Raw genomic sequence first — 24,920 nt, forward strand, 5'->3', positions numbered from 1 at the left:
AGATTAGCCCATAAAATGATCTAAATAAAATTGTAGCGTAGTATCATTGTCTGTTACTTCGTTTACGAACTCTTTAATGCTTTGTAACAGTTCAGATTCGTTTGTATTTTCATCAATATCTATCAGGTGCAATACAATTTGTGATTCCTCATCATTTAAATTGATTTTTCTTAATGTTCCATCAAGGATCGTTATTTTTGTAGGTACAGATGTCTTTTTATAACATTCTTTTATAAGGCTTATTATGTCAAAAAGCTTTTCTGTTCTCATTATTTTGCAGTTCCAGACTTTGCCGTTTTCTTTGAAATATTGGGATTTGGATACAATAACTAAAAGAAAATAATTATTTTCATTTCTTTTGATTTCAATATCAAGTTGTCCTGCAAGAGTATGTGTTTCAATCTTAATCATTTGAGTATCATTATTAATCTTTTCAGTTAAACGTTATCATTTCACTTTCTACCAATTGTAATTTACTTATTTCAATTTACTTTTTTTATAATGTTTTCTGAAGGCAAGAACTTTTAGAATTCTTTTTATCCTAAGCCTGTTGGTTCTTGGACTATTTATTTTGTTTGCACAAAGTTTCCTGCTTTTGGGTGCAGCAAATCAATCATCCTGTACTTTCCATTCAGATCTGTTTTTAGTTCATTATGTTACAGATGTGAGCAAAAATAGAATAAAAAACCACTCTGAAAATCAAAGTGGTTTAGCATTAATAAATTCTTTATAAATAGGGGAATATTTAGCTTTCCATTGACATATAATCCAATTGCCCATTTTGATCTGTATTGATGACAACTAAATAATCGGTGATCTCTTTTCCGATTGAATAATCTAAAATAGCAAAACCGTCTTCATTGTCAGGATAAAGTCCAATTCTAACCAATTCTAATTTTGTTAAAAGTTGTTGCTCCGGTTCTGTTGTTGAATCATCAAAGTTGATAAGTGTTGAAAGTTCGTCCTGCTCAACTTCTTCAAGATGGTGCTCCAAATATGATTTTACAGTATCACCCTCTTCATTGTGATAATCTTCCAGAATGTAACTTTTAGCTAGTTTATTAAAGGGTTCAATATTTTCAAGATAGTTTTTTATTTGATCAAGCTTTGCTGCATCAGTATTCTCATTTTCAAAATTTAAATCTATTTGAACTTCATTCCCATTGAAATTGATGGTAACATCATAATATTCTTCTATGTTGTCCGTTGAAAGTTGCCCAAAATAGGGTAATGTGTATTTTGCCATGATTATTTTTTATAGTTAATAGGTGTATTTATTTTTTAAGTTTGTTTTCAGGCTCAATTTTTTTGTCCGATAAAAATAGAATTTATTTTTTCAATATACTCTATTTCTTTTCGTGGAATCTTTGTCATATGCTTATTGCTAAAGGAATAAAGAATAAAGAGTTCAAGAATAGCTCACTATTTGAAGTTTTCTGACTTTGGATTACTTATTTTATTTACGCAAAGTCGAGCTGCTTTGCTGAGTAACTCATATCTACTAAGGTGTATCAATACAAAATATCTGCATCTGAATTGATAAGAAAGATTGTTTCAGAAAAAGTATCTGTGATTAACTCAGGTGTTTCGCCTGTATTTTTAAATACTCCATCTTTTCCTTTCATAAAACCGATTTGATGTGCATTAATTAAATAGTCTGCAAATACGATGAAACTTTTATCACTTTCGTTATGGTACTCCTCCAGTATTCTAGCTAGTGGCCAGATGGAAAACATATTTTTTGTCCAGTCCCAATCTACGAAGCCATCCAGTTGTAAATAAAATTCTTTAAAATCATCAGGAAACTGAAATTCGAGAATTTCTTCTGTAACTTTAATGGCGGTTCGTGTTGCAGGTGGGTTAAGATTGATGTTTTCATTTGTCCAATTTTTTATAATGGTTTCAGTCAGCATTGATGTGATTCTATGGATGGATTATGATAAAATATAATAATAGCTGTTGTGTTCTGAAGTTTAGGGTTTTATTTGCTCAAAATTGAGAGACTTTGTATAGCGGTATTTTTGAGAGTTTATTATTATCATTTCTGTAGATAAAAAGTTTATTCGCCCTAATTTTATATTTCAAATGATATTTAATACCATTTTCAATTTTCAAATCATAGTTGTGATAGTTACCTGATAATATTTCAGAGATTGTAAGAGAATCATTCTGTGATTCTATTTCTCCTTTATTCTTATTGAATTTTAAATAGAGATTATGATCCTTCAGTTGAAAAACTCCAGAAAGTTGTGTATGTTGAAGATCCCCAGAAAAGTCATAGCTAAACTCATTATTATTCTTTAACTCCACTTTAGTGATGAAGAAGCCTAGATCAGCTGTTTTAGATTTATAAATTCCAAACAGTCTTTTTTGTGAGTGACATGACGATAGAAATAACAAAATTAAAATTGGACTGAAAGTCTTCATTGTGTTGTAGAATGATATCCAATCAATTATTTTTTGGTATAATATTTTTTGACTTCTTGAATTTTCAAATGCTTTTACAAGTTTCTTAACTTTCTGAAATCTACTGACTTTGAAAGATTTATTTTGTAGGCACAAAATAGGGAGACTTTGCTCAACGAGGGTGTCCGTTTTTATTCTATCCATGTAGCTTTACTTTCTTTTAAAATCCATTTATTGTTCACTTTTATAAGAAAAGCTTCTCCCCCTTGATATCCTACAACATATAATATTTTAGCTTGGTCAAAAGTTTTGTTGAGGTAAAATTTATAAATTCTTGGAGCTGTTTCAAAATGCCAGTATCCACCCCAGTGTCCATGTAGTATTGGTAAATAAGGTCTTATAAATTGATATCTTTTTTCACTTTGTTTTTTGGGTCTGGATACATACATTATATTAGGTTTTCCAAACTTACTAGACTGAGTTCCTAAAAATTTATTCAATCCTATTTTATATTCAGGTGTGAGATACAAAATTTTATGATTTTCAAAAGTTAGGTTGGGGCGAAAGCCTATTATAGAATCTGTTTTTAAGATATCTTCTTTTCTAACTTCAAATTTAAATTTGTTTTCACCTTCTCTTAAGCTATCCAAAGACACTATGTTATAATAAAGTCTGTGCTGAATTAAAGCAAACTTACTTTTGGAATTTAATTTATTTCCCCATTCCCAATCTCCCAATTTTAACAAATCAAAGGGTTTATAAAATTCGCGATAAATTTCATGAATATTTCTAATGGTATCATTAGGATAATTATTTGTTGGAAAGTTGGGCTTTAAACAATTATTCCACTTTGTTAAAAAGACATTCAGCGCTGAAGTAGATTTATTTTTATAAGCATGCTCTAATTTCTTCTGATAAGAGTCTATCAGAATCTGATTTTGGGCAAATGTATTGGAGAAAATAACTTCAACGATTATTAAGAAAGTGAATATTGCTGTTCTCATGGAATATGTTTTATGCTTTACAATATTTTATTATTTTGATTTACTTTTTTGGGGATATATTTTCTATGGAATTAAAAGTATCAAACATATTGTTTTGTATCCATCTTAAATGTTTATATTTTTTACTCAATAAACTTATAACACATTGATCAAAATTTCCAGTATATTCTGTGATATCTATAAAAATTTGATTTGAAACTGGTAGCTGATTGATCTCTTCAGCTAGCTTTTCACAACTTGTGTATATTGGATAATGATAGGGAGGAAGTTTATATAATTTAATTAATAATGGTTCAGGACTCACTATCTTTATACTTGAGTTTTTGAAGTAGACTCTCGTACTATTAATATATGATTTTACGACTGAATTATCAGGGAAAATTTTTTCTATTTCGGATAAAAGATCAAAAAGTATTTTGTCATTTGGATAATCATTTTTACTATCAAATGTATATTGACAGTACCTATTTTTTTTGATACTAATATTGCTGTAGGCAATGTAAATTAATCCCTGCTCTTTATTATTAATTATAGTTTTGCATGTATTTAGTTTTTTGATACTATTATACAGTTTATTCCTTGTTTGGGAATTTACCAATTTGTAGAAAATATCATCAGTTTGAATATGGTTTTTAATTAAATTTACTCTTGTGCTATCCATTTTTTTGAAAAAAGTTGTCTCCGAATTAATAGAATCAGCTAAGTAGACTGTTTTTTCTGCGGAAAACTTAATTTCATTACTGTTGGGACTTATAATAACTTCAAAACTTTTTTCTCTTGATGAAAAAAGTCTTAAATGCATTGTTTCAGAAAGTGATTTCTGAGCATTTATGTATAGTATATTAAATAGGAGAACAAATAGGAATTGTATTTTCATTTATGTGTGGAATATATATTTAAGACAGTTATGTTAGTTTCTCCCTCGCTACCGCACGAATCCTTTCATGTAGCTAAGGTATTGTAAATTAAACATTCTAATAATATAATTTAAAAGCCAAAGCGATTCATAGTTGCAGAAAGTACCTTTTAGTCAATATCTGCCACTTGTATGCTTTTAATAGCTGAGCTGGTGAGAGACGTTGTACTTCCGCCGATGATGTATAGTTTATTGTTATATACTTCCGCTGTAGCGTGTCTTCGGGGAATCATATTGGATGACAATTGATGTAATGTATTGGTTGTAGTATCAAAATAGGCCAGAAAATTTTGATTATTCACCCCACCTACAATAAAAATCTTATTGTCGTATACAGCTAATGAGTGTCCAGCTATACCGGAAGGCATTGTATATTGATTGACCCAAAGATTAGTCTTGAGGTCGTAAACATTGATCAGGCGAGATGGGGTACCGTTAAAACCTCCAATCACATAAAGCTTATCATTAACAATTTTGCCCTTTGTTTCTCTGGCTGTGGGCATATTGGGTAAGGAATTCCATGTATTTGAAGCAATATCATAATACTGAAATTTATCAGAAAATACAGTGCTTTTGGCTCCGCTTAATCCGCTGCCACCAAATACATATATTTTACCATTATAGATGGCAGAACCGGCATTTCCTGTATAGGAACGATTAACAGCTCCCTTCGTTATGGTATTGGTGGCAAGGTCTACAATTTCAAGATGGCTGTTTCCCCAACCGTTAAAAATATAGATCTTATTATCGTAAGTCTCCGAATTAGCAAATTTTTTGGTAAGGAGAGTAGAATTGAGAATACTCCAGCTGTTATCAGTAATATTATATTTCTCAATATACTTCGCGTCACCTCCTTTTTCCTGATACCCATTGCTCACATAGATATTATCATTTACTATTACACTGGTTACCGCACCTCTACCTGCAGACATATTAGCGAGAGTTTTAAAATGAAGCGTTTGTGAGTGGGCTAAGAATGAACCCAACAGTGAAAGGAATAATAATTTTGTTTTCAATAGTGTTAGTACTTAGTATTTGTTTTTATTTAAGTTTCTTTAATTAAATAGTGTGGTTTAAAGATAGGAAAAAGTTGAAGAGAATTTTTTAAAATTGCTTTTAGTCAAATGAATATAAAGTTTTTTGTTATAAATAGGATGGTTTCATTTATGTTCTGCATTTCATCATTGGGTACGTCTACACAGCTATCCGAAGTCCCCGCGCTACCGCACGAATCCTTTCGTGTGGTATTATAAATTAAACATTCCAGTAATATAATTTAAAAGCCAAAGGAATCAGTGAACGTTATCTTCAACTATTGCCAATCCTCTTTTTAGCTGTTGCGTTTTTGTCAAACAATTTGATAAAAGTAAATATCTTCGTCATTTCTGTTGTCAAAAATTTATAAAGAATCAGGTGTCCATTTGTTGTTCCCTGCTAGACTTTCCACGGTGTCAATTTTCCAAATTTGTCCTTGTTTAACTACGATATATTTTTTCGACGTTGCTATGTTTTTAATTTTTGCCGTTTGTATTTCTACTTTATTTTTTGTTAATGCTGTGCAAATTACAATTTCGGAGCTTGAGTTATAAGTCCCACCATAGAAAAAATAACCTGTATGTTCCCTTTGATATTGTCTATTTTTTGAAGTGCAATATTTGTTGTAAATGCTCTGCAAAACTTTTCTTGCTACACTATCTATTTTTGTGAGTTCATCTAATTTAGTTCGGTCTGCTTTTACCAAATTATGGCAGTCGTTAGCCCATTTGTTATAAACTTTTACGAACTCAATAATGGTGTCCATTGATGTTCTATCAGTGTCTGGTAAAGTGTTTTCTATGTATTTGTCGAAATCCATTTTGTTAAGTGATGTCTGGTCTAAAGTTGCAGCTAACCTCCAAATTTACACATTGTGGAAATATTATAGACACATAGTTATTAATGTATTATTGCAACTATAGAACGACATTACTGTTTATCTTTTTCTACTCATTTAAAATATCTAAATATATTCTCTTAAGGGTAAACTATATTTTGCATTAAGATAGCAAAAAACCGCCCTACAAAAGGAGAGCGGTTTTATATATTAAATTTGTCTTTGCCATATACTATTACATCATTTCTGGTATTCCGTGCTACCGGACGAATCCTTTCGTGTGGTATTATAAATTAAACATTCCAATAATATAATTTAAAAGTCAAAGCCACACGATACAATCATGTGGCAGCGAGGGGACATTTTTAATATACAATACAGTTTTTACTTTTCAAATAAAAACCATTGCTTTTAGTTGCAGTTATTTTACCAGAGTTATTAATAAAAAGAGTAAAACTTTCTTTTGACTCAGGGCAGCTATTGTATTTCATCATCTTTACATTATAGCCGTTTTTGTCTTTTATAAAGCCGTTTCCTTCGGGAGAATAAGAATCTATTTCATAGTCATTTATTTTTCCAATTAAGAAGGCTTCATATTCATTATCGATGATGCCAATAAAATTTTTTAGATCTTCTTCTGATTTTGCTGTTTTCCAGATATCATTTTCCAGATATACTATTCGATAGGCACAAAATAATGGCTGGCATCCGGTGAAGAAACCATTCCAATCATTTGTATTATTGGGAGGTTTAACTGTGGTTTCAATTGAATAATTACCTTTTGAAAATATGATATTTGGGCCTTCTGTTTCATCTACAAAATCTGGGAAATATTCAACCTGCCAATATGAAACATTGTTATTGGGCTTTATTTTTTTGAGCAGATTTTCTGGATCAGATTCTTTTGAAGATAATTTTTGAAACTTCTCTGAACAAGAGCTTAAAATTATTGTAGCAAAAATAGTAATGGTTATTGACAGTTTCATTAATGAAATAATGTGGCTTATAGAGTTTTTATCATTATTTCTGAATCAGCTGTTCTAGTCTGGCCATCATCTCATCTTTTTCTTTTAGCATTCTTTCGTACAGTGCAATTTTTTCTTCGTGTAATTTAAGTACCTGTTCAATCTGATTGAAAATAGGGTTGTCATTTTTCTGGTATCCAATACTGTGATCCCCAAAAGTATTTGCAATTACATTCACTGCCTCTTCTTCATCAAAATTCTCAATAGCTTCCACCGGAATTTTCAGGATGTCGGAAATTCTTTCTAAATTATCCTCTTCAATTTTTTCTTTTTGTTCTAAAAGAGAAACTTTCTTCTGGTTCCAGTCTTCACCAAGATCAAAAGCCAAAGCCTCCTGCTTGATGCCCAGCATCTCACGAAAACGCTTGATGTTCCTTCCCTGATGTATTTTTTTGTTTTGCATATTTGTGTACGTTATAGAAACAAATATAAGTAAAAGTTGGGGGATAGGAAATGGGGGAGTGGGGGTATTTTATCTAAGGAGAAAAAGCTATATTGTTGTTTGTTATCCGAAGTCTACTACTTAGGATTATTTATTTTTTGAGCGCAGAGTCGGGAGACTTTGCGGAGCAGGGTATGGAAGAGGTTGGAGGTACTTTATTGTACTAAATCTGACTCTGGATTATTTATTTTTCCGCAAAGTCGGGAGACTTTGCGGAACAGAGCAGGGGCACATCGGTTTGTTATTAAAAATAAATCCGAAGCCTTATGACTTCGGATTGTTTATGAGTACAAAGCTGAGAGATCTTTCCTAGCTAGTTTAATATTTTACTGATGTTTTTTTATTATTTTAAAAACTTAAGACAGCCTTTATTCACTACTTTTCCACCGCCTCGTATGGAGGTTGCTACATCATCGTTTACGACTGCCTCTTCATATTTTGAACCATTATATTCTTTGTGGAATGTGTAATAATTATACCATACTTCGTCTCCTTTTTTTGAAACCACAGCTGCATCATAAGCTTTTCTAAGGATCACACCAGTGTATTCTTGTCTGATGATCTTCATTTCATTGCTGGTTAAGATTACTTTGAATGCATTAGGGGCACCGTCCTTATAGAATTTTTTTATAGCCTTAAGTGTTTCTGCTTCCATCTTTACATCCTTGAGGGCTGCTTTTGGAAAACAATCGGATTCATTGAATTTTATTTCCTTGGGTACAATGACTTCAATCTCACCCGTAGCTATCGGTTTATACTGAAACTCGGAACCACTCCCAAAGGTCTTTAAAGGAACCTGTACTATCTTTAGTGTGTGCTTCCCTGGGGTCAATAAGTCTTGTCTGCCCAACAATTCCTGAAAAGGAATTTCTCCCTTCCATAGAGTTTCCGTACCATCGTTGAGGCTATGTTTCATTGATAAGTTTTTCCTTGTCAAATCCTCTTCATTTAAATATTCATCTCTTCCTGAAGAAGCTATGAACTGACCATCAAAATAAAGGTTTGATATCAATCTGGTCTGGGAATCAAAAGAATCTTTCCATCCATTAATGTCCTTGGTCTTCATGCCACTTTCTACCAATTGCAATAATATACTGTTTGAAATAGAGTGCTCATAGAATCCTCGGAGAAATAGTTTGTCTCCTAAGGTAAATGTTGTTATATATGCTGAAGCGGGAAGTGCTCGTTCAGTTTTAGTATTGGAAAACAAAACTTTTCCAACATTCTTTTTGTAGATTTCATTGAAGGCTTCAGGAAATTTTTCTTCCTCAAAAAGTTGAAGCTTTGCTTTTTCTTTTTCAATTTTTTTCAAATCCTGAGCGTGACTTACTAACGAGAACGTTAAAAAAGTCATTAAGATCAATTTCTTCATTGTTCTTTTAAGTTTTATATGGTTATTTTGTTGAAATTTTTCAAATTTACATATAGTTTTGATTATGATGGTGTTTATTGGTTTATATTTTTTATAATATCTTATTGTTTGTTGTAAATTATTTATTAGTAGTGTTCTGTGTTGTCACTCTAGACGGGTTTTATATTTCCAATATTTTCGTTTCGGTATTTTCACACCTTGTTTTTAAGCTTTTAATTTCTGCTTCAAATTCGTTATATATATCCTCAATTTCTCCGGGGTAAAAATGGAGCCAGCGACTGTGATTTCTATATGCTTCCTGTCCATCAGCCAGTTTTTTATTTCTTTTGGATTCGTTGGGTATTAAAATTTTGTTGATGGCTAATTCGTGCAGTTTTAGCATTTCAGAGAGGGTATCAAAGTCTGTAATACTTAATCCCGTATTACAGATTAAAATATTGCCCTCTGAATTCATGATCTCGTCAGAAATGTATTCAAGCTTCTTGAGTTGATATTCTTTTGACGAATGATATTCATACTTTTCGGGCATATCAAAACAATTTATAATTTTAAAGTTTACATATTCAAAACTGTCTAAATCTGATTCCGAAATCTGTAAGGTTAAAATTATGGATATCTTCTTTTTTGATTCTGAGAAGTGTTTCTTTATGAAATTCATGGTTGTTTCTATATTTTGGTAACGGATTTTAGTCTTAGTTCGTAAGGTTTTAAGAGTGCAAAATCACGATTTGTTATTGAGTCAGTTCTTTTTTTAGGATAACTTGTTTTGTAGCTCAAAGTTGGGAGACTTCTCGTATTAGGTCTATCTATTCCTTTGTTCTAATCTAGAATTTATAATGATATAAAATCAGCTCCTAAGCTATTTTCATCCATACCAATATATGAATAATGTTTAGGTAGATACCAGCTGATTGCTTGCATAACACTTCTGTACGTATTTTCATCTTTAAAATGATGGGGTGTTACATTGAAAACAAGATCTTGTGAAACTCCTGTTCCATCCTTTTTCTGCCGCATCATGAGCAATGTTTTAGGAGTAACTATGCCATTAGCCTTCAGGAAATCTGCAAGGAGCTGTCTGGTCTGTTGAGGTAAAAGAATTTCTGATGGCTGACCTACCATTACTTTCTCATCTTCCGTAATTGTCTCGGTGCGTGTTCCATTTGAGAAATCGGATGCTGTTGTTGTGTAAAAGGTTTTATTCAAATAAAAATTCAGAATATCACCGTAAGATAACACCCAATCTGCTCTATTTTCGGTTGGATTGATTACCACGCCAAAACCTGATGATAATAAGAAATCATCCTTCATATTGTCAATAACATAACATTGAAAAGGCTGGTTAGGTTCCGGTAAGAAAAGTTGAAAATAAGGAAACCCGTCGGGCCCTGTAACAACTTGCGGATCTCCGCAGCGGAAACTTGCATGACCAATATTTTCTAAGAATGTTTGCTGCCACTTTTCGTCTCTTTCTACTGGAGGCATTTGAATAAGTTTGTATACAATATCGGTTTTGTCTAAATCGCCGAGATAAGATTCGGTTTCTTTTTGTGCTGGCTGTTCTTCAGTCTGCATTTTTTCTTTTTTCCTGAAAAGGTCAAATAGTCCCATAAATTAGTTTTCGTACACGGTTATTTCTCAAAGATATAAAAGTTCCGGTTATGCTAAAATAATGAATAACGAAAAACCGTTCTGAAAAGAACGGTTTTAGTATTATAGATTAAACATGATAATAATATAAATTAAAGGTGAAAGCCAAACGATACACTTGTGCAGTAGCAAGGAGATTTTGTGCAGCGCGTAGCAAGACTACCTTTATTCTTTTCCTCTCCTTTCAATAATAAGATACGCTGCATCCAGCATTTTAAGCAGATGAATGTATGGGTTTATCATGTTCCTTTCTGGTAGCTTATCATAGATTCCCATTGAGAAATAAACCATTCCGGAAATAAAATAATCAAATTCTTTGATGCTGTATTCTTTGAATGCTTTTTTAAACACCAACATAGGGTTTTGGTATTCTCTCTCAGAAAGCAACCCAAGAACCAACGGAGATACCTCTTTCAACTCAGTATTGACCACCAATTTCTTTTCCTTCAGCATGATGAAGTAGCCTGTACGGATGAATGAACGCATCGCCTGATGAAAATGGTAAATGACGGAAGGATCCTCTTTTATCCAGCTATTTCTTTTAAGGGCATAGCTCATAATGCTGTTTAACAGTTCTTTGGTGGCTACCAGATCATTGAGCTGAAAAAATATTTCCATCTGCTGTAAGCTATAATGCTTCTTCCGGCTTTTCCCAAGCCGGGATTGAAAGTCTGTTCTGTTTTTTTTCATGAGTGTGTATTTTTTATTGTACGATTTTACGGCAGTAAAGAAGTAAGTTCTGCAATGCCTGAACTTCCTGTCTATACAAGCCGAATGAATATAATAGAATTTGTGTTTTCTAAAAGCCCTAAAGCCGCAATGGATTGTACACCCCATTGTACCGTATCATAATACTTTATGTGGTAAAGCAGGCTTAGAAAAAGATGATTGTAGAAAGGCAGAACAGCATGAAAATAAAAACGGCATGAGACTCTACAATATCCGTCATAGAGGTACTGGTATACCGTGCAACAGATAAGAGAGCCCACGCCTAGGTCGTGAGCTTCATACTTATCATCTTGTTGCTTTAAAAATTACCAGTTTTCTATGACAAGACTCTAAGCAATAGCTTGTATATTTCTTTGAAGTATCGCAAAATTACTCTAATGAGTAATCTTTTCCAAATATAATAAAAATATCTTTATATTACCGAATTCGGTAATGATAATTTATGCTAATAATTACAATTTGCACTAAACAGTGCGATTATGAACGAGTTTAAGACTGATGAAATCAAAAGAATGGTCTCAGAAAAAATAAAAGAAATAAAAGGAGAAACTCCATATTCTAAGGTTTCTGAAAGATGTAATGTTACGGCTGCAAGGATTAGTGATGTTGCTAATAATAAGATTGATTGTCAACTCAGTACTCTTATTGAAATTGCAACTGGATTAAGAATACACCCAAAGGAATTATTTGATATTGTTTTTGATTTTGAAGAATATTATTCTGAATTAGATAAATAAAATAAGCTCCGAATTTTGAAGACTTTGGAGCTTATTTTTTAAGGATTATTTTTATTGGTTCAAAGTCAGGAGACTTTGCACCGCAGGGGGAAAATTTTGGGATAGAAAATAGGGATAGGTAAATGATATGATGATTTTATTTGTACAAACTTTTCCTAGTTTGAGTAACAAATATTAATTATTGTAAAAAAGTATCCGTAAAAAAATTACGGATTGTAATTTTCACTATCTTTGAAATATAATTAAGAATCATATGTTAGCTAAATTTAAAGTCTCAAACTTTAAAAGTTTTGAAAAAAATTTTTCGTTTGACTTAACAGATACAAATGGATATACGTTTAATGATGGATGTGTAGTAAATGGCATAGTTAATAATGCTCTAATTTATGGACATAATGGTGTAGGCAAATCAAATGTTGGGCTAGCATTATTTGATATTATTGAACACTTAACTGATCAAAATAAATCAGAGTCTGAGTATTCTTATTACTTAAATGCTTACAATGATGCTGATTGCGCTGAATTTTACTTTGAATTTTTAATCGATTGTAAAAAAGTAGTATATGAATACAAAAAGACAGATTATAAGAGTTTAATTTTTGAAAGATTTTCGATTGATGATTTGGAGTTGGCATTTATCGATAGAACCTTATCTGATAATGCAAATTTTAATTTTGAAGGTGCTGAAAACCTTAGGACAGAGATAAAAAATAATGAATTATCAATACTCAAATATGTTAAAAATAATACATCATTAGAAGATAATGAAAATAATAAGATTTTTAATAAGTTTTTTGATTTTATTGAAGGCATGTTATTTTTTAGATCTTTACAAAAAAATCAGTATTTAGGATATGAATTAGGTAATAAAAATGTGCATGATGAGTTTGTTGAAAAGTATGATATAAAAGAACTTGAGACTTTTTTTAATAAGGCTGGAATCGAGTGTAAATTAGACGTAATAGAAAGTTTAGAAAAAAAGACTCTAGTTTTTGATTTTAATGGTAAGCATATCCCATTTTTTAGTATAGCATCACAGGGAACAAGGGCTTTAGCATTATTTTATTACTGGTTTAAGAAAGTAACGAATGAAACGAAAATAAGATTCATTTTTGTTGATGAATTTGATGCATTTTATCATCATGAACTTTCAGCTTTAATTGTTAATCAATTAAAGAATACAGGAATACAATTTGTTTTAACAACTCATAACACATCAATTATTACTAATGAACTTTTGAGACCTGATTGCTATTTCTTGCTAGATAAAAAAGGCATAAGGTCTTTGTCTAAAAGATCATCTAAAGAGTTGAGAGAAGCTCACAATATTGAAAAAATGTATAAAGCAGGATCATTCAATGGCTAAGAATATTTTGTTTGTTTTTGAAGGTGAAAAAACAGAAGCAAGTATTGTGAAAAATTTGAGGAAATTTTTTATCAAAGAAAATACTATTATTACTTGTGCTTTTTGTTCTACTATTTATCAAATTTATAAAGAGATTAAAGAAGATGAAGATTTAGATACATTTACATTATTGAGAGAGAGAAAACAAAATGAAGAATCATTAAAAAAATATAATACATCAAATTTTGCGGAAATCTATTTGTTTTTTGATTATGATGGTCATGATCCTATAGCGAGTGACGAAAAGCTTGAAAAACTCTTGAATTTTTTTGATGAGGAAACGGAAAAAGGAAAACTTTATATTAGCTATCCTATGATTGAATCTTTGAAACATTTTCCCCAAAGAGGTTGTTTTAAGAACTTAAAAGTAAAATGCAAGGAAAATATACAATATAAGAAAATTGTAAATGCAAATTGTAGTAGGAAAATTATTGATTTTAATTCATATAATAAAAATACTTGGAAATGGATAATTAGAGAACATCTAAAAAAAGGAAATTATATTGTAAATAATAGTTATACATATCCTAGAGATTTATATTCCCAATTAGATGTTTTTAATAATCAAAGAAAAAATTATATAAATGTAAATTCAGAAGTATCTGTACTAAATTCTTTTCCGGTTTTTATTCATGATTATTATGGCAATGAGAAATTGAAGAAGTTATTAAAATAATATTGTTTTAATTTTTATCATTACAAATGATGAAAATTGGGAAGAATCATAGATTATTTTTTTACTAAAAAAAAATCATATTCTAAATAAAAACACCCTGTGAAATAGAACGGTTAATGTATTAAATTGTCTCAGAGAGAAGCTATTACATCATTCTTGGTATAGCTGGTTCAGCGCTCTTCACTTCATTGATAACACATTCAGTTGTTAAAAGCATTCCAGATACAGAAGCAGAATTTTCAAGGGCAACTCTTGTTACTTTTGTTGCATATCCTTGTCAAGGTTTTAAACCTTGACAAGGATACCAATCCAGGTACCTTTGTCTAAAACTTACAGATAAAAAAAACGCCCTACAAAAGCAGAGCGGTTAATATATTAAATTTGTCTCAACGACGTTATTACATCATTCCTGGCATTCCACCACTCATTGGCATAGCTAGGGTTCAGCGCTCTTCACTTCAGTGATTACACATTCAGTTGTAAGAAGCATTCCAGATACATAAGCTGCGTTTTCAAAAGCAACTCTTGTTACTTTAGTTGGGGCTATGATTTCTGTTTCAAACATGTTTACGCATTCTCTATTTTGAAGATTTAGATTTTTGGCTATTGAAATCTTTCTGTTGTATTCATTGGACGGCAGTATCAACAGGGGCTGTATCTTTGCTGGAGGAAGTATTGTATCCCAGTTGAGGAAAAGAAGTATATTCGAAGGGTTTGCCTTGTGCTTTAAGGGTGTTCAATTGTTCTATACACAACCGATTATTTTCTATCAAAGATGAAATTTTTCGCGAACTGTAAACATGAATTTACTACAAAATTTGCAATCTTGCCAAACGCCTGTTGCGCGATATTTTTATTTTTCCAATGTTTCTAGTAGCCAATTCAGGCAAACTTCGGAATCCATAATTGACCAAGAATGTGGATTTTTCGTTCCGTCTAATCGAACTCCTTTTCCTTGACTAACTATTACTCTAGCGTTTTCATTTCCCATTATTTTTAATTGGTTTATCATTGAGATGATATCAATTCCATTCCAATCATGTAAGTCACGATGTCTTTGATTAATTAACCAATCTGTATCCAAATCAGTAAACATTAAAAGAGGCATTTTTTTTAAATACTTTGCGTTTCCGCCATCTTTTGCTCCATAAGAATAAATAGAATTTTCCAGATATTTTTCTGGAAATTTATCTGGAGATCCTCCATAAATACAGTCCCAATTATTCTTTATCCATTTTGCTTCCTCTACTGCAGGCTTGTAAATATTTCTTTCGATTTCTCTTTCGCAATATTTATAAAATCTTGCTTGGTCTAAAGGAGCGTCTAAGGCAAAAACTCCTTTTGGTATTAGAAAAAACTTTTCCGGATTTTTAGTTGCCTTTTCAGCGTAAGTTAAAGAAATCATTGCGCCACTTGAAAGTCCCCCGATTATAAATTTATCTTTCGGTACTTTATGCTTTGCGACAATTTCACTGAAAATTTTATCAAGTAATTTGAATTCTGCTTCTCGATTATCTGTTCCCCAATTTATTGATGGAACAATGACCATAATTCCTTTTTCAACTGCTATTTTTGGCAGAGTTATTTGTTTTAATGTATTTTCAACGAGTTCTCCACCAGAAGGGATAATTACTAAAACACCTTTAATACTACTTTTTGGTACATATTTATAATAAAATAATTCTGTAGAATCATCATCATTAATGTACAGTTCGGAATCATCTGTTTTTGAAATAGATAATTTTTCAAATTCTTGTGCTTTACAAGATAAAACATTAAAAATTAGAGCAAAAATTAATATGTTTTTCATTTTTCTTTTTTTCGGTCAAAATATCGTACAACATCCAAATTTACGCATTGCGCTACTATTGTTTTGGTTTTAGCGATCTATTTATTAATCATTAAATGTAAAATATAAATGTACTATTTCCCCTGCTCCCGCACGAATCCTTTCGTGTGGTGTAAATTTTATAAATTAAACATTCTAATAATATAGTCTAAAAGCCAAAACCACATGATACAATCGTGTGGTAGCGAGGGGAAAATTGTCACGGATTGCAAATTTTTGCTATCCGGTTGGTGTTAATTAAGATTTACAAACTGCCTATTCTTTTTCGACCACTCATTTAAACATTGTTTTCTGTCAATATTTACTTGGATTTTCCAATTTAGTTCAGTTATCAGAAGGTTATCAAATGCTTGATCCGTATGTAAAATAAAATAATTGAAAAAAACCTGCCTTTCATGCAAGAGTTTTAGATCATCTGTTGTTTTTAATACTAGATTTCTACCTAAATTGGTTTTTAAATCAGAATTTATTCGAATATATTCTAATTTTCTTTGACTTGTTTTATTTTTTGGAATTAAATTAAAATATTGTATTGATTTTCCTTTTAGGAATTGAAAATAATTGTACTCAGAGTACCTATTATAAATTAATATTTGGCTTAATTTTTTTGGTAAATTAAAAATAAGTTTGATGAAATTTTGAATTTCAGTGTTGCTCTTAAAATCATAATGATAAAAAGTAATATTACATTTTTTTAATAATTCATAGAGGATATATTCTTTATTCTTAGTTTGTTTACTCTTTCTCGAATATTTGAAATGGTCAATCGTATGTTCGCTATCTAAAGAAATTGCAAATAAACAGTCAATTTCTTCGACATTATCCACATACAATTTTTCATAAATATCATCACAATTATTATCTTTAGCATTAACAGAAATTCTATTTGTATCAGAAAGTTCTACTATTAATGACTGTAGGATTTCGTTTTCTCCGAAATTCATTTCTAAGAAATCTAAATAGTTGGAAGTTAAAAGAAAGTCGATATTTTCATTAAAAAATATTGAGTTTATATCACTAAAAGATATGTCTCTCGAATTTGAGATGTATTTTTCGAAGATATCTATGGAAGGTAGTATAGTCATTAAAGTAATTCTTTAACAAGATTATATGTATTATCAAAAAATCCTGAAGGAAAATTTGGAAATAATTTTCCATTCTTATCAATCTGATGTTCTGTAATTTCAAATTTTTTATCTGACCTTTTGAAATAGTGAATTGTTATATCTTCAGGTTTTAAATTATGCTCTTTATTTTTTACTAGTACTTGTAATTTTCTAATAATGTGTTCACTATGTGTTTCTATTATATATTGATTTTTATTACCAATACTTAATAATGTATCAATAAATTTTGCTTGTAATGAAGGATGTAAATGTACTTCAGGTTGTTCGATAAGTAATGTTTCTTTACTTTGTGTGAAATTTTCAGAAAGAATTGCTTGAAATAATATAGGTATTTGTAGTGAGACACCATATCCGACATCTGTAATATTTGCCCAAAAACCTTTCGTTTTGACATTAAGTGCTAAGACAGGCAAATTTTGATCTTTTACGATATTCACTTCTTCTGCAATTCCTGATTTCTTTATTATATTATTTAATAATGATATTTTACTAGAAAACTCTCTTTTTGAGAGACTTGGATCTCCAAGAATATTAATGAATTTTTCAATGTCAATTAATTTGTAATTAGATTTTTTGTCTTCTTGAAAATATAATCTTTTTGGAGAATTACCAATAGGATTAACAAACCTGAGTCCTTCTATGTAATCAAATATATAATTTTGAAAAATAAGTAAAAAAATAATTTTATAATATACTTCAAAATGATTTTCTATTTGTTGAGAAAAAATTTTCTTCTTAATTTCAGATTCAAATAATGTGAAAAAACCTTCTTTGATTGTTGTACAATTCTCCAGTACAAATTCGTGACTGTACAATTTAACAATCATATTTGAAGATAATTCCCTTTCGGTGTCATATAAATCTCTTTTTTTACTAGAAATTATTATTTCACCAAATTGGTCATTTGAAATAACTGTATTTATATTTTTGTGATTATTTAAAAGAGAGCTTATCTCAAATTTGATTTTCGTTTCACTTTTACTTTTAGATATCCCATGTATTAAATCGGCAATTATTTTGTCCTCTTTTTCAGGGTCTTCTTTTTCAAAACGATTTATAAATTTAAAGAAAAATTCTAAATATTTATCAGTTTCAGAGAATGTGAATCTAATTTTTCTAGATTTAATTTTCCCTCTTACAACCTCATTGTAATTACCCAAATCAGTATAGTCACCTCTGAGCTTTAAGTTACTTTCCAACGGGGAATCAATTGTTTGTTTGAGAGATAATAAAAACTTTAGTAGTGAACTTTTACCTCCACTATTTTCGCCAATAAGAATATTTACTCTCGAAAAATTCAAATCCTGATCATCGAAATTTCTAAAATTATGTATGTTTAATTTCATTAAAAAATAATTTTATTATTTAATTTTTGCTAATGTTTTTGAGCTTCTATTTCATCCAAACGAAAATACAATAAATATTAATTAAAAATAATACAACCTTTCTAATACTTAAGCTGGCTCCTCTATTAAACTTTTTCTAAATCAAAAAAGCACTCTGCTTTTGTATAGCTGTTTTAATATTATAAAAGCTTTACGCTACTACATCATTCCTGGCATTCTACCACCCATTGGCATAGCTGGTTCAGCGCTCTTCACTTCATTGATAACACATTCAGTTGTGAGAAGTATTCCAGATACAGAAGCTACGTTTTCAAGAGAAAGCTTTTCAAGTACGAATACATATTCTGCTTTTCGAAGTACAGAAACCTAGGGAACCTTATCTTCTCTTTCCAAAACTCAAAAGTATTTCCTCATCAGTTTTTTCATCTTTTTGATCTAAAGAATAGCAAAAGCTTATTGTACGTTCTCCTTTAAATTTTGAATATAATGTGGGCCTCAGTAATTGAGTTTTATTATCATTGAATGGTGATCTTTTTTTATTGTCAGGATTTCGTTTTACTGTATAACAATATATTTTATTAGGGTCTTTACTGTCACTTTTAGACAATGAAGAAACCATTAATCTCCTTATGTTCTCAGGATGATTTGGATTTATTTGAGTAGGAATAAAACTAGAAAAATGCTGATAAAACTGTTCTAAAATATTTCCTAAGTTTGATGAATAGCTAATATTAAAAAACTCTCTTAATTTTTGAGCGGAAATCATAATTTGAGTTGAGTTGGCAGGAGCAGTTAAAGTATGACCAGGGTCATCTGCTTTTATAAATTCAAGTTTTAAAAGTGCATATTCAGGTCTTTTTTCATTTTCAACATACAACTTAACAAGAACTGTATAACTTTCACTTTTATAATTGAATGTAAAGGCTTCAATAACCCAGCCTTTGTTTTCCATATCTTCTTTAAGCTGTTTCAGATTTTGTAAAAGATGTGTATTTTTCATATAGTAAACGTTTTTAAGAGAATTTCCTTAATATATTTTTACTAAATTAAAATATAAAAATATTACTTCCTTATGGGAAACCATAAAAACAAAAAAACCGCCCTACAAGTAGAGAGGTTAGGATATTAATTTGCCTCGGTCGCTGACCGTTACATCATTCCTGGCATTCCACCACCTATTGGCATAGCTGGTTCAGCACTCTTTACTTCAGTGATAACACCATTCAGTAGTAAGAAGCATTCCAGATACAGAAGCTACGTTTTCAAGGGGCAACTCTTGTTACTTTTGTTGCATATCCTTGTCAAGGTTTAAAACCTTGACAAGGATACCAATACAGGCACCTTTGTCTAAAACTTATAGATAAAAAAAACCGCCCTACAAAAGCAGAGCGGTCTATATATTAAATTTGTCTCAACGACGTTATTACATCATTCCTGGCATTCCACCACCCATTGGCATAGCTGGTTCTGCACTCTTAATTTCAGTGATAACACATTCAGTTGTAAGAAGCATTCCAGATACAGAAGCTGCGTTTTCAAGAGCAACTCTTGTTACTTTAGTTGGGTCAATGATACCTGCTTCAAGCATGTGAACATACTCGTCAGTTTTCGCGTTGTATCCGAAGTCTCCTGATCCTTCTGCTACTTTAGCAACGATTACAGAACCTTCACCACCTGCGTTAGCAACGATTTGTCTTAATGGCTCCTCGATAGCTCTCTTAACGATTTTGATCCCTGTAGTTTCGTCAGAATTGATCCCTGTAAGGTTATCTAAAGCAGAGATTGCTCTTACTAAAGCAACACCTCCTCCAGCTACGATACCTTCTTCAACAGCTGCTCTTGTAGCGTGAAGTGCATCATCAACTCTGTCTTTTTTCTCTTTCATTTCTACTTCAGAAGCAGCACCTACGTACAATACAGCAACACCACCAGCTAACTTAGCTAATCTCTCCTGAAGTTTCTCTCTGTCGTAGTCAGAAGTTGTAGTTTCCATCTGAGCTTTGATCTGAGCTACTCTTCCTTTGATTTTAGCTTCGTCACCACCACCGTTTACAACAGTTGTGTTGTCTTTGTCAATTGTTACTTTCTCAGCAGTTCCAAGCATGTCTAAAGAGATGTTTTCCATAGTGAAACCTTGCTCTTCAGAGATCACTTGTCCACCTGTAAGGATAGCGATATCTTCTAACATTGCTTTTCTTCTGTCTCCGAATCCTGGAGCTTTTACAGCAGCAATTTTAAGAGAACCTCTTAGTTTGTTTACAACTAAAGTAGCTAAAGCTTCCCCTTCAACTTCTTCAGAGATAATTAATAGAGATTTACCACCTTGTGCAATTGGCTCAAGAACTGGAAGTAATTCTTTCATTGAAGAAATTTTCTTCTCTACTAAAAGGATATATGGATTTTCTAGTTCAGCTAACATTTTCTCAGGGTTAGTCACAAAGTATGGTGACTGGTAACCTCTGTCAAACTGCATACCTTCTACAACATCTACTGTTGTATCGATACCTTTAGCTTCTTCTACAGTAATTACACCTTCTTTTCCAACTTTTCCGAAAGCTTCAGCGATTAAAGCACCGATAGTTTCGTCATTGTTAGCAGAAACTGAAGCTACTTGCTTCACCATTTCTGTAGAATCTCCAACCGTTTTAGATTGAGATTTAAGGTTTTCAACAACAGCAGTTACAGCTTTGTCAATACCTCTTTTAAGATCCATTGGGTTAGCACCAGCTGCTACGTTCTTAAGACCTTCTCTTACGATAGCTTGTGCCAATACAGTAGCGGTAGTAGTACCATCTCCTGCGATATCATTAGTTTTGGACGCAACTTCTTTTACCATTTGCGCACCCATATTTTCTACTCTATCTTCAAGTTCGATTTCTTTTGCAACAGAAACACCATCCTTAGTTACGTGTGGAGCACCGAAAGATTTTTCGATTACTACGTTTCTTCCTTTAGGACCTAAAGTTACTTTTACTGCATTTGCTAATGCATCAACTCCTCTCTTTAGAGCGTCTCTTGATTCAATATCGAATTTTATTTCCTTTGCCATATTGTTTAGCTTTTAGCGACTGGCTCTTAGCTTTTGGCTTTTACAAGTCGCAAGTTTGATTTTTAAATTTAGTTATTGGATAAAATAGTAAGATGTATGCTTATCCGATGATTCCTAATAAGTCAGCTTCTTTTACAATTAAGTAATCTTTACCTTCTAATTTCAATTCAGAACCTGAATATTTTCCATAAAGAACTTTGTCACCTACTTGAACAGTTGTAGGCTCATCTTTTTTACCAGGACCTACTGCCACTACAGTACCTTCTTGCGGCTTTTCCTTTGCAGTATCCGGGATAATAATTCCTGAAGCTGTTTTAGTTTCTGCTGCTATTGGCTCTACCAGAACTCTGTCTGCTAATGGTTTAAAGTTTACTGACATAATATATTTATTTTTTAATTATTTCTGTGTTGTAATTCTCTAAATGTATGCCATGAGACATTGGTGGCTGAAATGGCAGAGTTTTATTCCTGAATGTGAAAATTTGGCAGAAAAATAAAAAACAGAAAGCCGGAAATTTCCGGCTTTTATTGTAAGTGTTTAACTTTTTGAATACTATTTTTATGGACATTGTTGCCCCGGTCCGATCCATAGGATACATTGTCCTTTGTAATTGTACTCACAGCAAAAACGTCCTGCCGCTCCGCCGTTGATTGATTTCTGAGCATCTCTGCTTAGTAATTTTGCATTTTTCATAGTTAATAATATTTAATTTGTATACTTCCCGAACGTTTAAAGTCAATCAGGATTTTGACATTTGGTGTTTAAGATTATATCAAAGATAGTATTTTTCCTTAATATGTGATATATTTATTTAATAATTTTAAGTATAATTTGTTGGTTATCAGTTGATAGTTGTTCTTTGGTGGATGGGGTGTAAAAAGAAAAAGCCGGAAAAATCTCCGGCTTTTATTTGTGATGTAGAACATATTTATGGACATTGTTGCCCCGGCCCAATCCAACGGATACATTTCATGTTGTCATCATAATCACAACAAACAAGTTTTGCAGCAGATCCTCCATGAATGGATTTCTGACTGTCTCTGTTTAATAATTTAGCATTTTTCATATGTGTAATACCTTCGTTTTTTTGATTCCTGAATATTTAATGTCAATCAGGATTTTTGACAACTGGTGTTTTAGTATTGATTCAAAGGTAAGTGTTTTTAATACAGGTTGTTAAGTTGTTTGTAGACAAAGGGTAGGAGTTGGTGTTTTGAAGTTCAATTTTTTACGGGATCATCTCTAGAAACATTTTTCTTCCACCCATATCCATTTCCTGTTTTACAATTTTTCTTGTTTCGGGATCAATATAATAAGTGACAATAGAAGCTCTGTTGCTTATATCATCATTTGTTTTTACAGTCCAAACCGGCTTCCCTTTGTATTCTGCTTTTTGAGTATCCAGAATGTAGGCTTTCATTATTCCTTTTTTCTCAGATTTTGGGTTGTAGTCGAAAATAGAAATTTCGGTTGTATAGTTTTCTTTTAAAGGAAGAAACCTTATCAGCATAGCATAACTGCTGCTGTCAAAATAATGGGTGGCAGGGATTTCAATACTATCTTTTTTCTGAGATTTTTTATCCAGATAATATCCGCTGACTTTATCCTTACCGGATTTAAGGACCATATCTCTCATCATATTGTAAGATGAATGATAGATTGGAGTGAAATCAGAGGTTTTTACAAGAGTGGAATCTGTCCATTTTGCATCCGGAGCCTGCTTCAATTTTACAGTTGTTCTGATTAAAAGATCTGTTTTGTTTAATTTTTTAAGTTCCGTAATAATATTTCCGATTTCTGTTTTTGATCCTGCATTATCAGCGTACCATAGAGCTTCAGATGTTTCATCTTTAATCAATTTTGAATTGATGGCTGCATTTTGTGGAGAAAGCAGTTCTTGTGAAAAAAAATGAGTACTGCTTATCAATAAAAGAAAAATAAATGTTCTCATAGTCTTTTTATCAATTAGTTATTCTAATCTTTAAAAAGTTACATGGTTGAACATTAATAGTTTAGGTAAGTGTGGAGTCAAATTAAGCAGAAGGTATTTCACTTTTTTGATGCAGGTTTACTTTAGAAATAATAGCTCCTGAAACCGCAATGCCAATAAAATTGGTTACCGATCTGGCTTCATTCATAAAACGGTCTACAGTATAAAGAAGGGCAATATCTGTTAATGGAATTTTTCCAAACCTGTTCAAGGTAAAGATAAGGGCTAAAAACCCTGAACCGGGTACACCGGATGCTGTTTTTGAAGTAATGGAAATAATAACAAAAAGCCATACATAATCATTAAAGCTCAAAGAAATATTATAAAACTGAACAAGAAAACAGCAGGTTACCGAAATATAAATGCAGGCTCCCGCAAGATTAAAATTATACCCTAGAGGAATAATAAATCTTAAAATTTTTCTGCTATACCCTTGAGATTCCATTTTTTCAAAAATTAAAGGAAAGGCGGTCTTTGAAGATGAAGTGGTGATGACCAGAATAATTTCCTCCTTAATATCCAGTAAAAATTTCCACAAATTGAATCTGAATAGGTAAGAGATAAAACCTAAGACACCAAAAATAAATACAATATCTGCAAGATAAACAGTGGCTACCACTTTACTTAATGGTAATAGAGTATTGATCCCATACACCGCAACTCCATAAGCAATATTGCAGAAAATAATAAAAGGAAGAATAATATAAAGGTATTTAATAACGGTGTAAAACAAATCTGTCCCTCTATCCAAGAGTTTCAGAAACTTTTCCTTTTTTGAGGAAAAGTTCATCGTTACTCCTATCAAAATGGATAGAAAAAGAAAAATACCATGTCTGTTGAGATATAAAACGGTGGAAATATCTCCGTCTTTTATTTCAAAAGTCTTGGGAAGAGCAGTGTTGATGCGGGTAACATCAATTCCGGTATCGGAACCGGGCTGCATGACTAAACCAAAGGTAAGACCTAATATTATGGCTATTGTGCTTATGGTCAAAAAATATAAAATGGTTTGCAATACAATATTACTTGCATTTTTAATTTCGGACAGTTGGCAGATCCCGTAAATAATAGCCATAAAAATAACCGGAAGAATAAAGGCTTCCAGAATCATAAAAAAATACCTGCTTACTACTCCTAGTTTTATACTTTCTTCAGCAGCATAATGCCCTACCAGTACACCGCATATCATTGCAGTAAACACATACAAAGTAAGGTTTTTGAGGTATTTGCCGGTGAATGTTTTTTTGGACTGTAGGAAATTCATCTGGAAATTAAACTGTCTTTACAAAACAGATTTTTAGGCTTGATTATTATTTATGAAGT

The 24,920-nt window shown here is 31.5% G+C and carries 27 protein-coding genes and 1 pseudogene; 3 read left to right on the plus strand and 25 right to left on the minus strand.

The features are described from left to right. Positions 1-3: 3 nt before the first annotated feature. From BLS98_RS18815 to BLS98_RS18880, 14 genes are all read right to left on the minus strand, one after another. Positions 4-411, minus strand: coding sequence for a hypothetical protein (locus BLS98_RS18815; RefSeq protein ID WP_089738339.1), 408 nt, complete (start codon positions 409-411; stop codon positions 4-6). A 334-nt stretch (positions 412-745) separates the two neighbouring features. Next, complete coding sequence (locus tag BLS98_RS18820; protein ID WP_089738341.1) at positions 746-1,246, minus strand: DUF2004 domain-containing protein; 501 nt, start codon at positions 1,244-1,246, stop codon at positions 746-748. 265 nt (positions 1,247-1,511) lie between these two features. Continuing rightward, positions 1,512-1,913, minus strand: a complete 402-nt coding sequence (locus tag BLS98_RS18825) for an SMI1/KNR4 family protein (protein WP_089738343.1) — start codon at positions 1,911-1,913, stop codon at positions 1,512-1,514. Positions 1,914-1,989: 76 nt separating this feature from the next. Beyond that, positions 1,990-2,610, minus strand: coding sequence for a hypothetical protein (locus BLS98_RS18830; RefSeq protein WP_089738344.1), 621 nt, complete (start codon positions 2,608-2,610; stop codon positions 1,990-1,992). After that, entirely contained in the window at positions 2,598-3,410 is an 813-nt protein-coding gene (locus tag BLS98_RS18835; protein ID WP_089738347.1) for a hypothetical protein, read from the minus strand. The genes BLS98_RS18830 and BLS98_RS18835 overlap by 13 nt, the downstream gene beginning before the upstream one ends. 40 nt (positions 3,411-3,450) lie before the next feature. Continuing rightward, the gene (locus BLS98_RS18840) at positions 3,451-4,287 is read right to left on the minus strand and encodes a hypothetical protein (RefSeq protein ID WP_089738349.1); all 837 of its coding nucleotides are present in this window, start codon (positions 4,285-4,287) and stop codon (positions 3,451-3,453) included. Positions 4,288-4,436: 149 nt separating this feature from the next. After that, positions 4,437-5,342, minus strand: a complete 906-nt coding sequence (locus BLS98_RS18845; RefSeq protein WP_139166157.1) for a Kelch repeat-containing protein — start codon at positions 5,340-5,342, stop codon at positions 4,437-4,439. Between the two features lie 383 nt (positions 5,343-5,725). Continuing rightward, complete coding sequence (locus BLS98_RS18850; protein WP_089738353.1) at positions 5,726-6,181, minus strand: NTF2 fold immunity protein; 456 nt, start codon at positions 6,179-6,181, stop codon at positions 5,726-5,728. Between the two features lie 383 nt (positions 6,182-6,564). Next, positions 6,565-7,185 (minus strand): hypothetical protein, encoded by a 621-nt coding sequence (locus BLS98_RS18855; protein WP_089738354.1) that lies wholly within the window; start codon positions 7,183-7,185, stop codon positions 6,565-6,567. A gap of 34 nt (positions 7,186-7,219) precedes the next feature. Then, positions 7,220-7,627, minus strand: coding sequence for a helix-turn-helix domain-containing protein (locus tag BLS98_RS18860; RefSeq protein ID WP_089738356.1), 408 nt, complete (start codon positions 7,625-7,627; stop codon positions 7,220-7,222). A 382-nt stretch (positions 7,628-8,009) separates the two neighbouring features. Beyond that, positions 8,010-9,038 (minus strand): hypothetical protein, encoded by a 1,029-nt coding sequence (locus tag BLS98_RS18865; RefSeq protein WP_089738358.1) that lies wholly within the window; start codon positions 9,036-9,038, stop codon positions 8,010-8,012. Positions 9,039-9,198: 160 nt separating this feature from the next. After that, the gene (locus BLS98_RS18870; protein WP_139166158.1) at positions 9,199-9,696 is read right to left on the minus strand and encodes a hypothetical protein; all 498 of its coding nucleotides are present in this window, start codon (positions 9,694-9,696) and stop codon (positions 9,199-9,201) included. Positions 9,697-9,869: 173 nt separating this feature from the next. Then, positions 9,870-10,649 (minus strand): hypothetical protein, encoded by a 780-nt coding sequence (locus tag BLS98_RS18875; RefSeq protein WP_089738361.1) that lies wholly within the window; start codon positions 10,647-10,649, stop codon positions 9,870-9,872. 204 nt (positions 10,650-10,853) lie between these two features. Continuing rightward, entirely contained in the window at positions 10,854-11,378 is a 525-nt protein-coding gene (locus tag BLS98_RS18880; RefSeq protein WP_089738364.1) for a hypothetical protein, read from the minus strand. Between the two features lie 518 nt (positions 11,379-11,896). Here BLS98_RS18880 and BLS98_RS18885 point away from each other — a divergent pair. From BLS98_RS18885 to BLS98_RS18895, 3 genes are all read left to right on the plus strand, one after another. After that, positions 11,897-12,154, plus strand: coding sequence for a helix-turn-helix transcriptional regulator (locus BLS98_RS18885; RefSeq protein WP_089738366.1), 258 nt, complete (start codon positions 11,897-11,899; stop codon positions 12,152-12,154). A gap of 253 nt (positions 12,155-12,407) precedes the next feature. Beyond that, positions 12,408-13,520, plus strand: coding sequence for an AAA family ATPase (locus BLS98_RS18890; protein ID WP_089738368.1), 1,113 nt, complete (start codon positions 12,408-12,410; stop codon positions 13,518-13,520). Beyond that, positions 13,513-14,235, plus strand: coding sequence for a hypothetical protein (locus tag BLS98_RS18895; RefSeq protein WP_089738370.1), 723 nt, complete (start codon positions 13,513-13,515; stop codon positions 14,233-14,235). The genes BLS98_RS18890 and BLS98_RS18895 overlap by 8 nt, the downstream gene beginning before the upstream one ends. A gap of 398 nt (positions 14,236-14,633) precedes the next feature. Here BLS98_RS18895 and groEL read toward each other — a convergent pair. The 11 genes and pseudogenes from groEL to BLS98_RS18935 form a co-directional block, all read right to left on the minus strand. Then, positions 14,634-14,812 (minus strand): annotated as a pseudogene (groEL, locus tag BLS98_RS23690) (chaperonin GroEL); the annotation flags it as partial. A gap of 276 nt (positions 14,813-15,088) precedes the next feature. After that, complete coding sequence (locus BLS98_RS18900) at positions 15,089-16,045, minus strand: hypothetical protein (RefSeq protein WP_089738372.1); 957 nt, start codon at positions 16,043-16,045, stop codon at positions 15,089-15,091. 272 nt (positions 16,046-16,317) lie between these two features. After that, complete coding sequence (locus BLS98_RS18905; RefSeq protein ID WP_139166159.1) at positions 16,318-17,028, minus strand: hypothetical protein; 711 nt, start codon at positions 17,026-17,028, stop codon at positions 16,318-16,320. A 140-nt stretch (positions 17,029-17,168) separates the two neighbouring features. After that, positions 17,169-18,557 (minus strand): DUF3696 domain-containing protein, encoded by a 1,389-nt coding sequence (locus tag BLS98_RS18910; RefSeq protein ID WP_089738376.1) that lies wholly within the window; start codon positions 18,555-18,557, stop codon positions 17,169-17,171. A gap of 376 nt (positions 18,558-18,933) precedes the next feature. Further along, the gene (locus BLS98_RS18915) at positions 18,934-19,557 is read right to left on the minus strand and encodes a DUF6037 family protein (RefSeq protein ID WP_089738378.1); all 624 of its coding nucleotides are present in this window, start codon (positions 19,555-19,557) and stop codon (positions 18,934-18,936) included. A gap of 423 nt (positions 19,558-19,980) precedes the next feature. Next, the gene (gene groL, locus BLS98_RS18920; RefSeq protein ID WP_045500964.1) at positions 19,981-21,606 is read right to left on the minus strand and encodes a chaperonin GroEL; all 1,626 of its coding nucleotides are present in this window, start codon (positions 21,604-21,606) and stop codon (positions 19,981-19,983) included. Between the two features lie 100 nt (positions 21,607-21,706). Continuing rightward, positions 21,707-21,985: a co-chaperone GroES gene (locus BLS98_RS18925; RefSeq protein WP_045500963.1), complete on the minus strand. Its 279-nt coding sequence runs from the start codon at positions 21,983-21,985 to the stop codon at positions 21,707-21,709. Between the two features lie 180 nt (positions 21,986-22,165). Continuing rightward, positions 22,166-22,300 (minus strand): hypothetical protein, encoded by a 135-nt coding sequence (locus tag BLS98_RS23695; RefSeq protein WP_262483762.1) that lies wholly within the window; start codon positions 22,298-22,300, stop codon positions 22,166-22,168. A gap of 235 nt (positions 22,301-22,535) precedes the next feature. Beyond that, positions 22,536-22,673, minus strand: a complete 138-nt coding sequence (locus BLS98_RS23410) for a hypothetical protein (RefSeq protein WP_167356253.1) — start codon at positions 22,671-22,673, stop codon at positions 22,536-22,538. A gap of 162 nt (positions 22,674-22,835) precedes the next feature. Beyond that, a complete protein-coding gene (locus tag BLS98_RS18930) occupies positions 22,836-23,558 on the minus strand; it encodes a DUF3108 domain-containing protein (RefSeq protein ID WP_089738380.1) in 723 nt (240 codons plus the stop codon). An 82-nt stretch (positions 23,559-23,640) separates the two neighbouring features. After that, positions 23,641-24,861 (minus strand): cation:dicarboxylate symporter family transporter, encoded by a 1,221-nt coding sequence (locus BLS98_RS18935; protein WP_089738383.1) that lies wholly within the window; start codon positions 24,859-24,861, stop codon positions 23,641-23,643. Positions 24,862-24,920: the final 59 nt, after the last annotated feature.

The sequence above is a fragment of the Chryseobacterium jejuense genome, from assembly GCF_900100075.1.
GTDB classification, from domain to species: domain Bacteria; phylum Bacteroidota; class Bacteroidia; order Flavobacteriales; family Weeksellaceae; genus Chryseobacterium; species Chryseobacterium jejuense.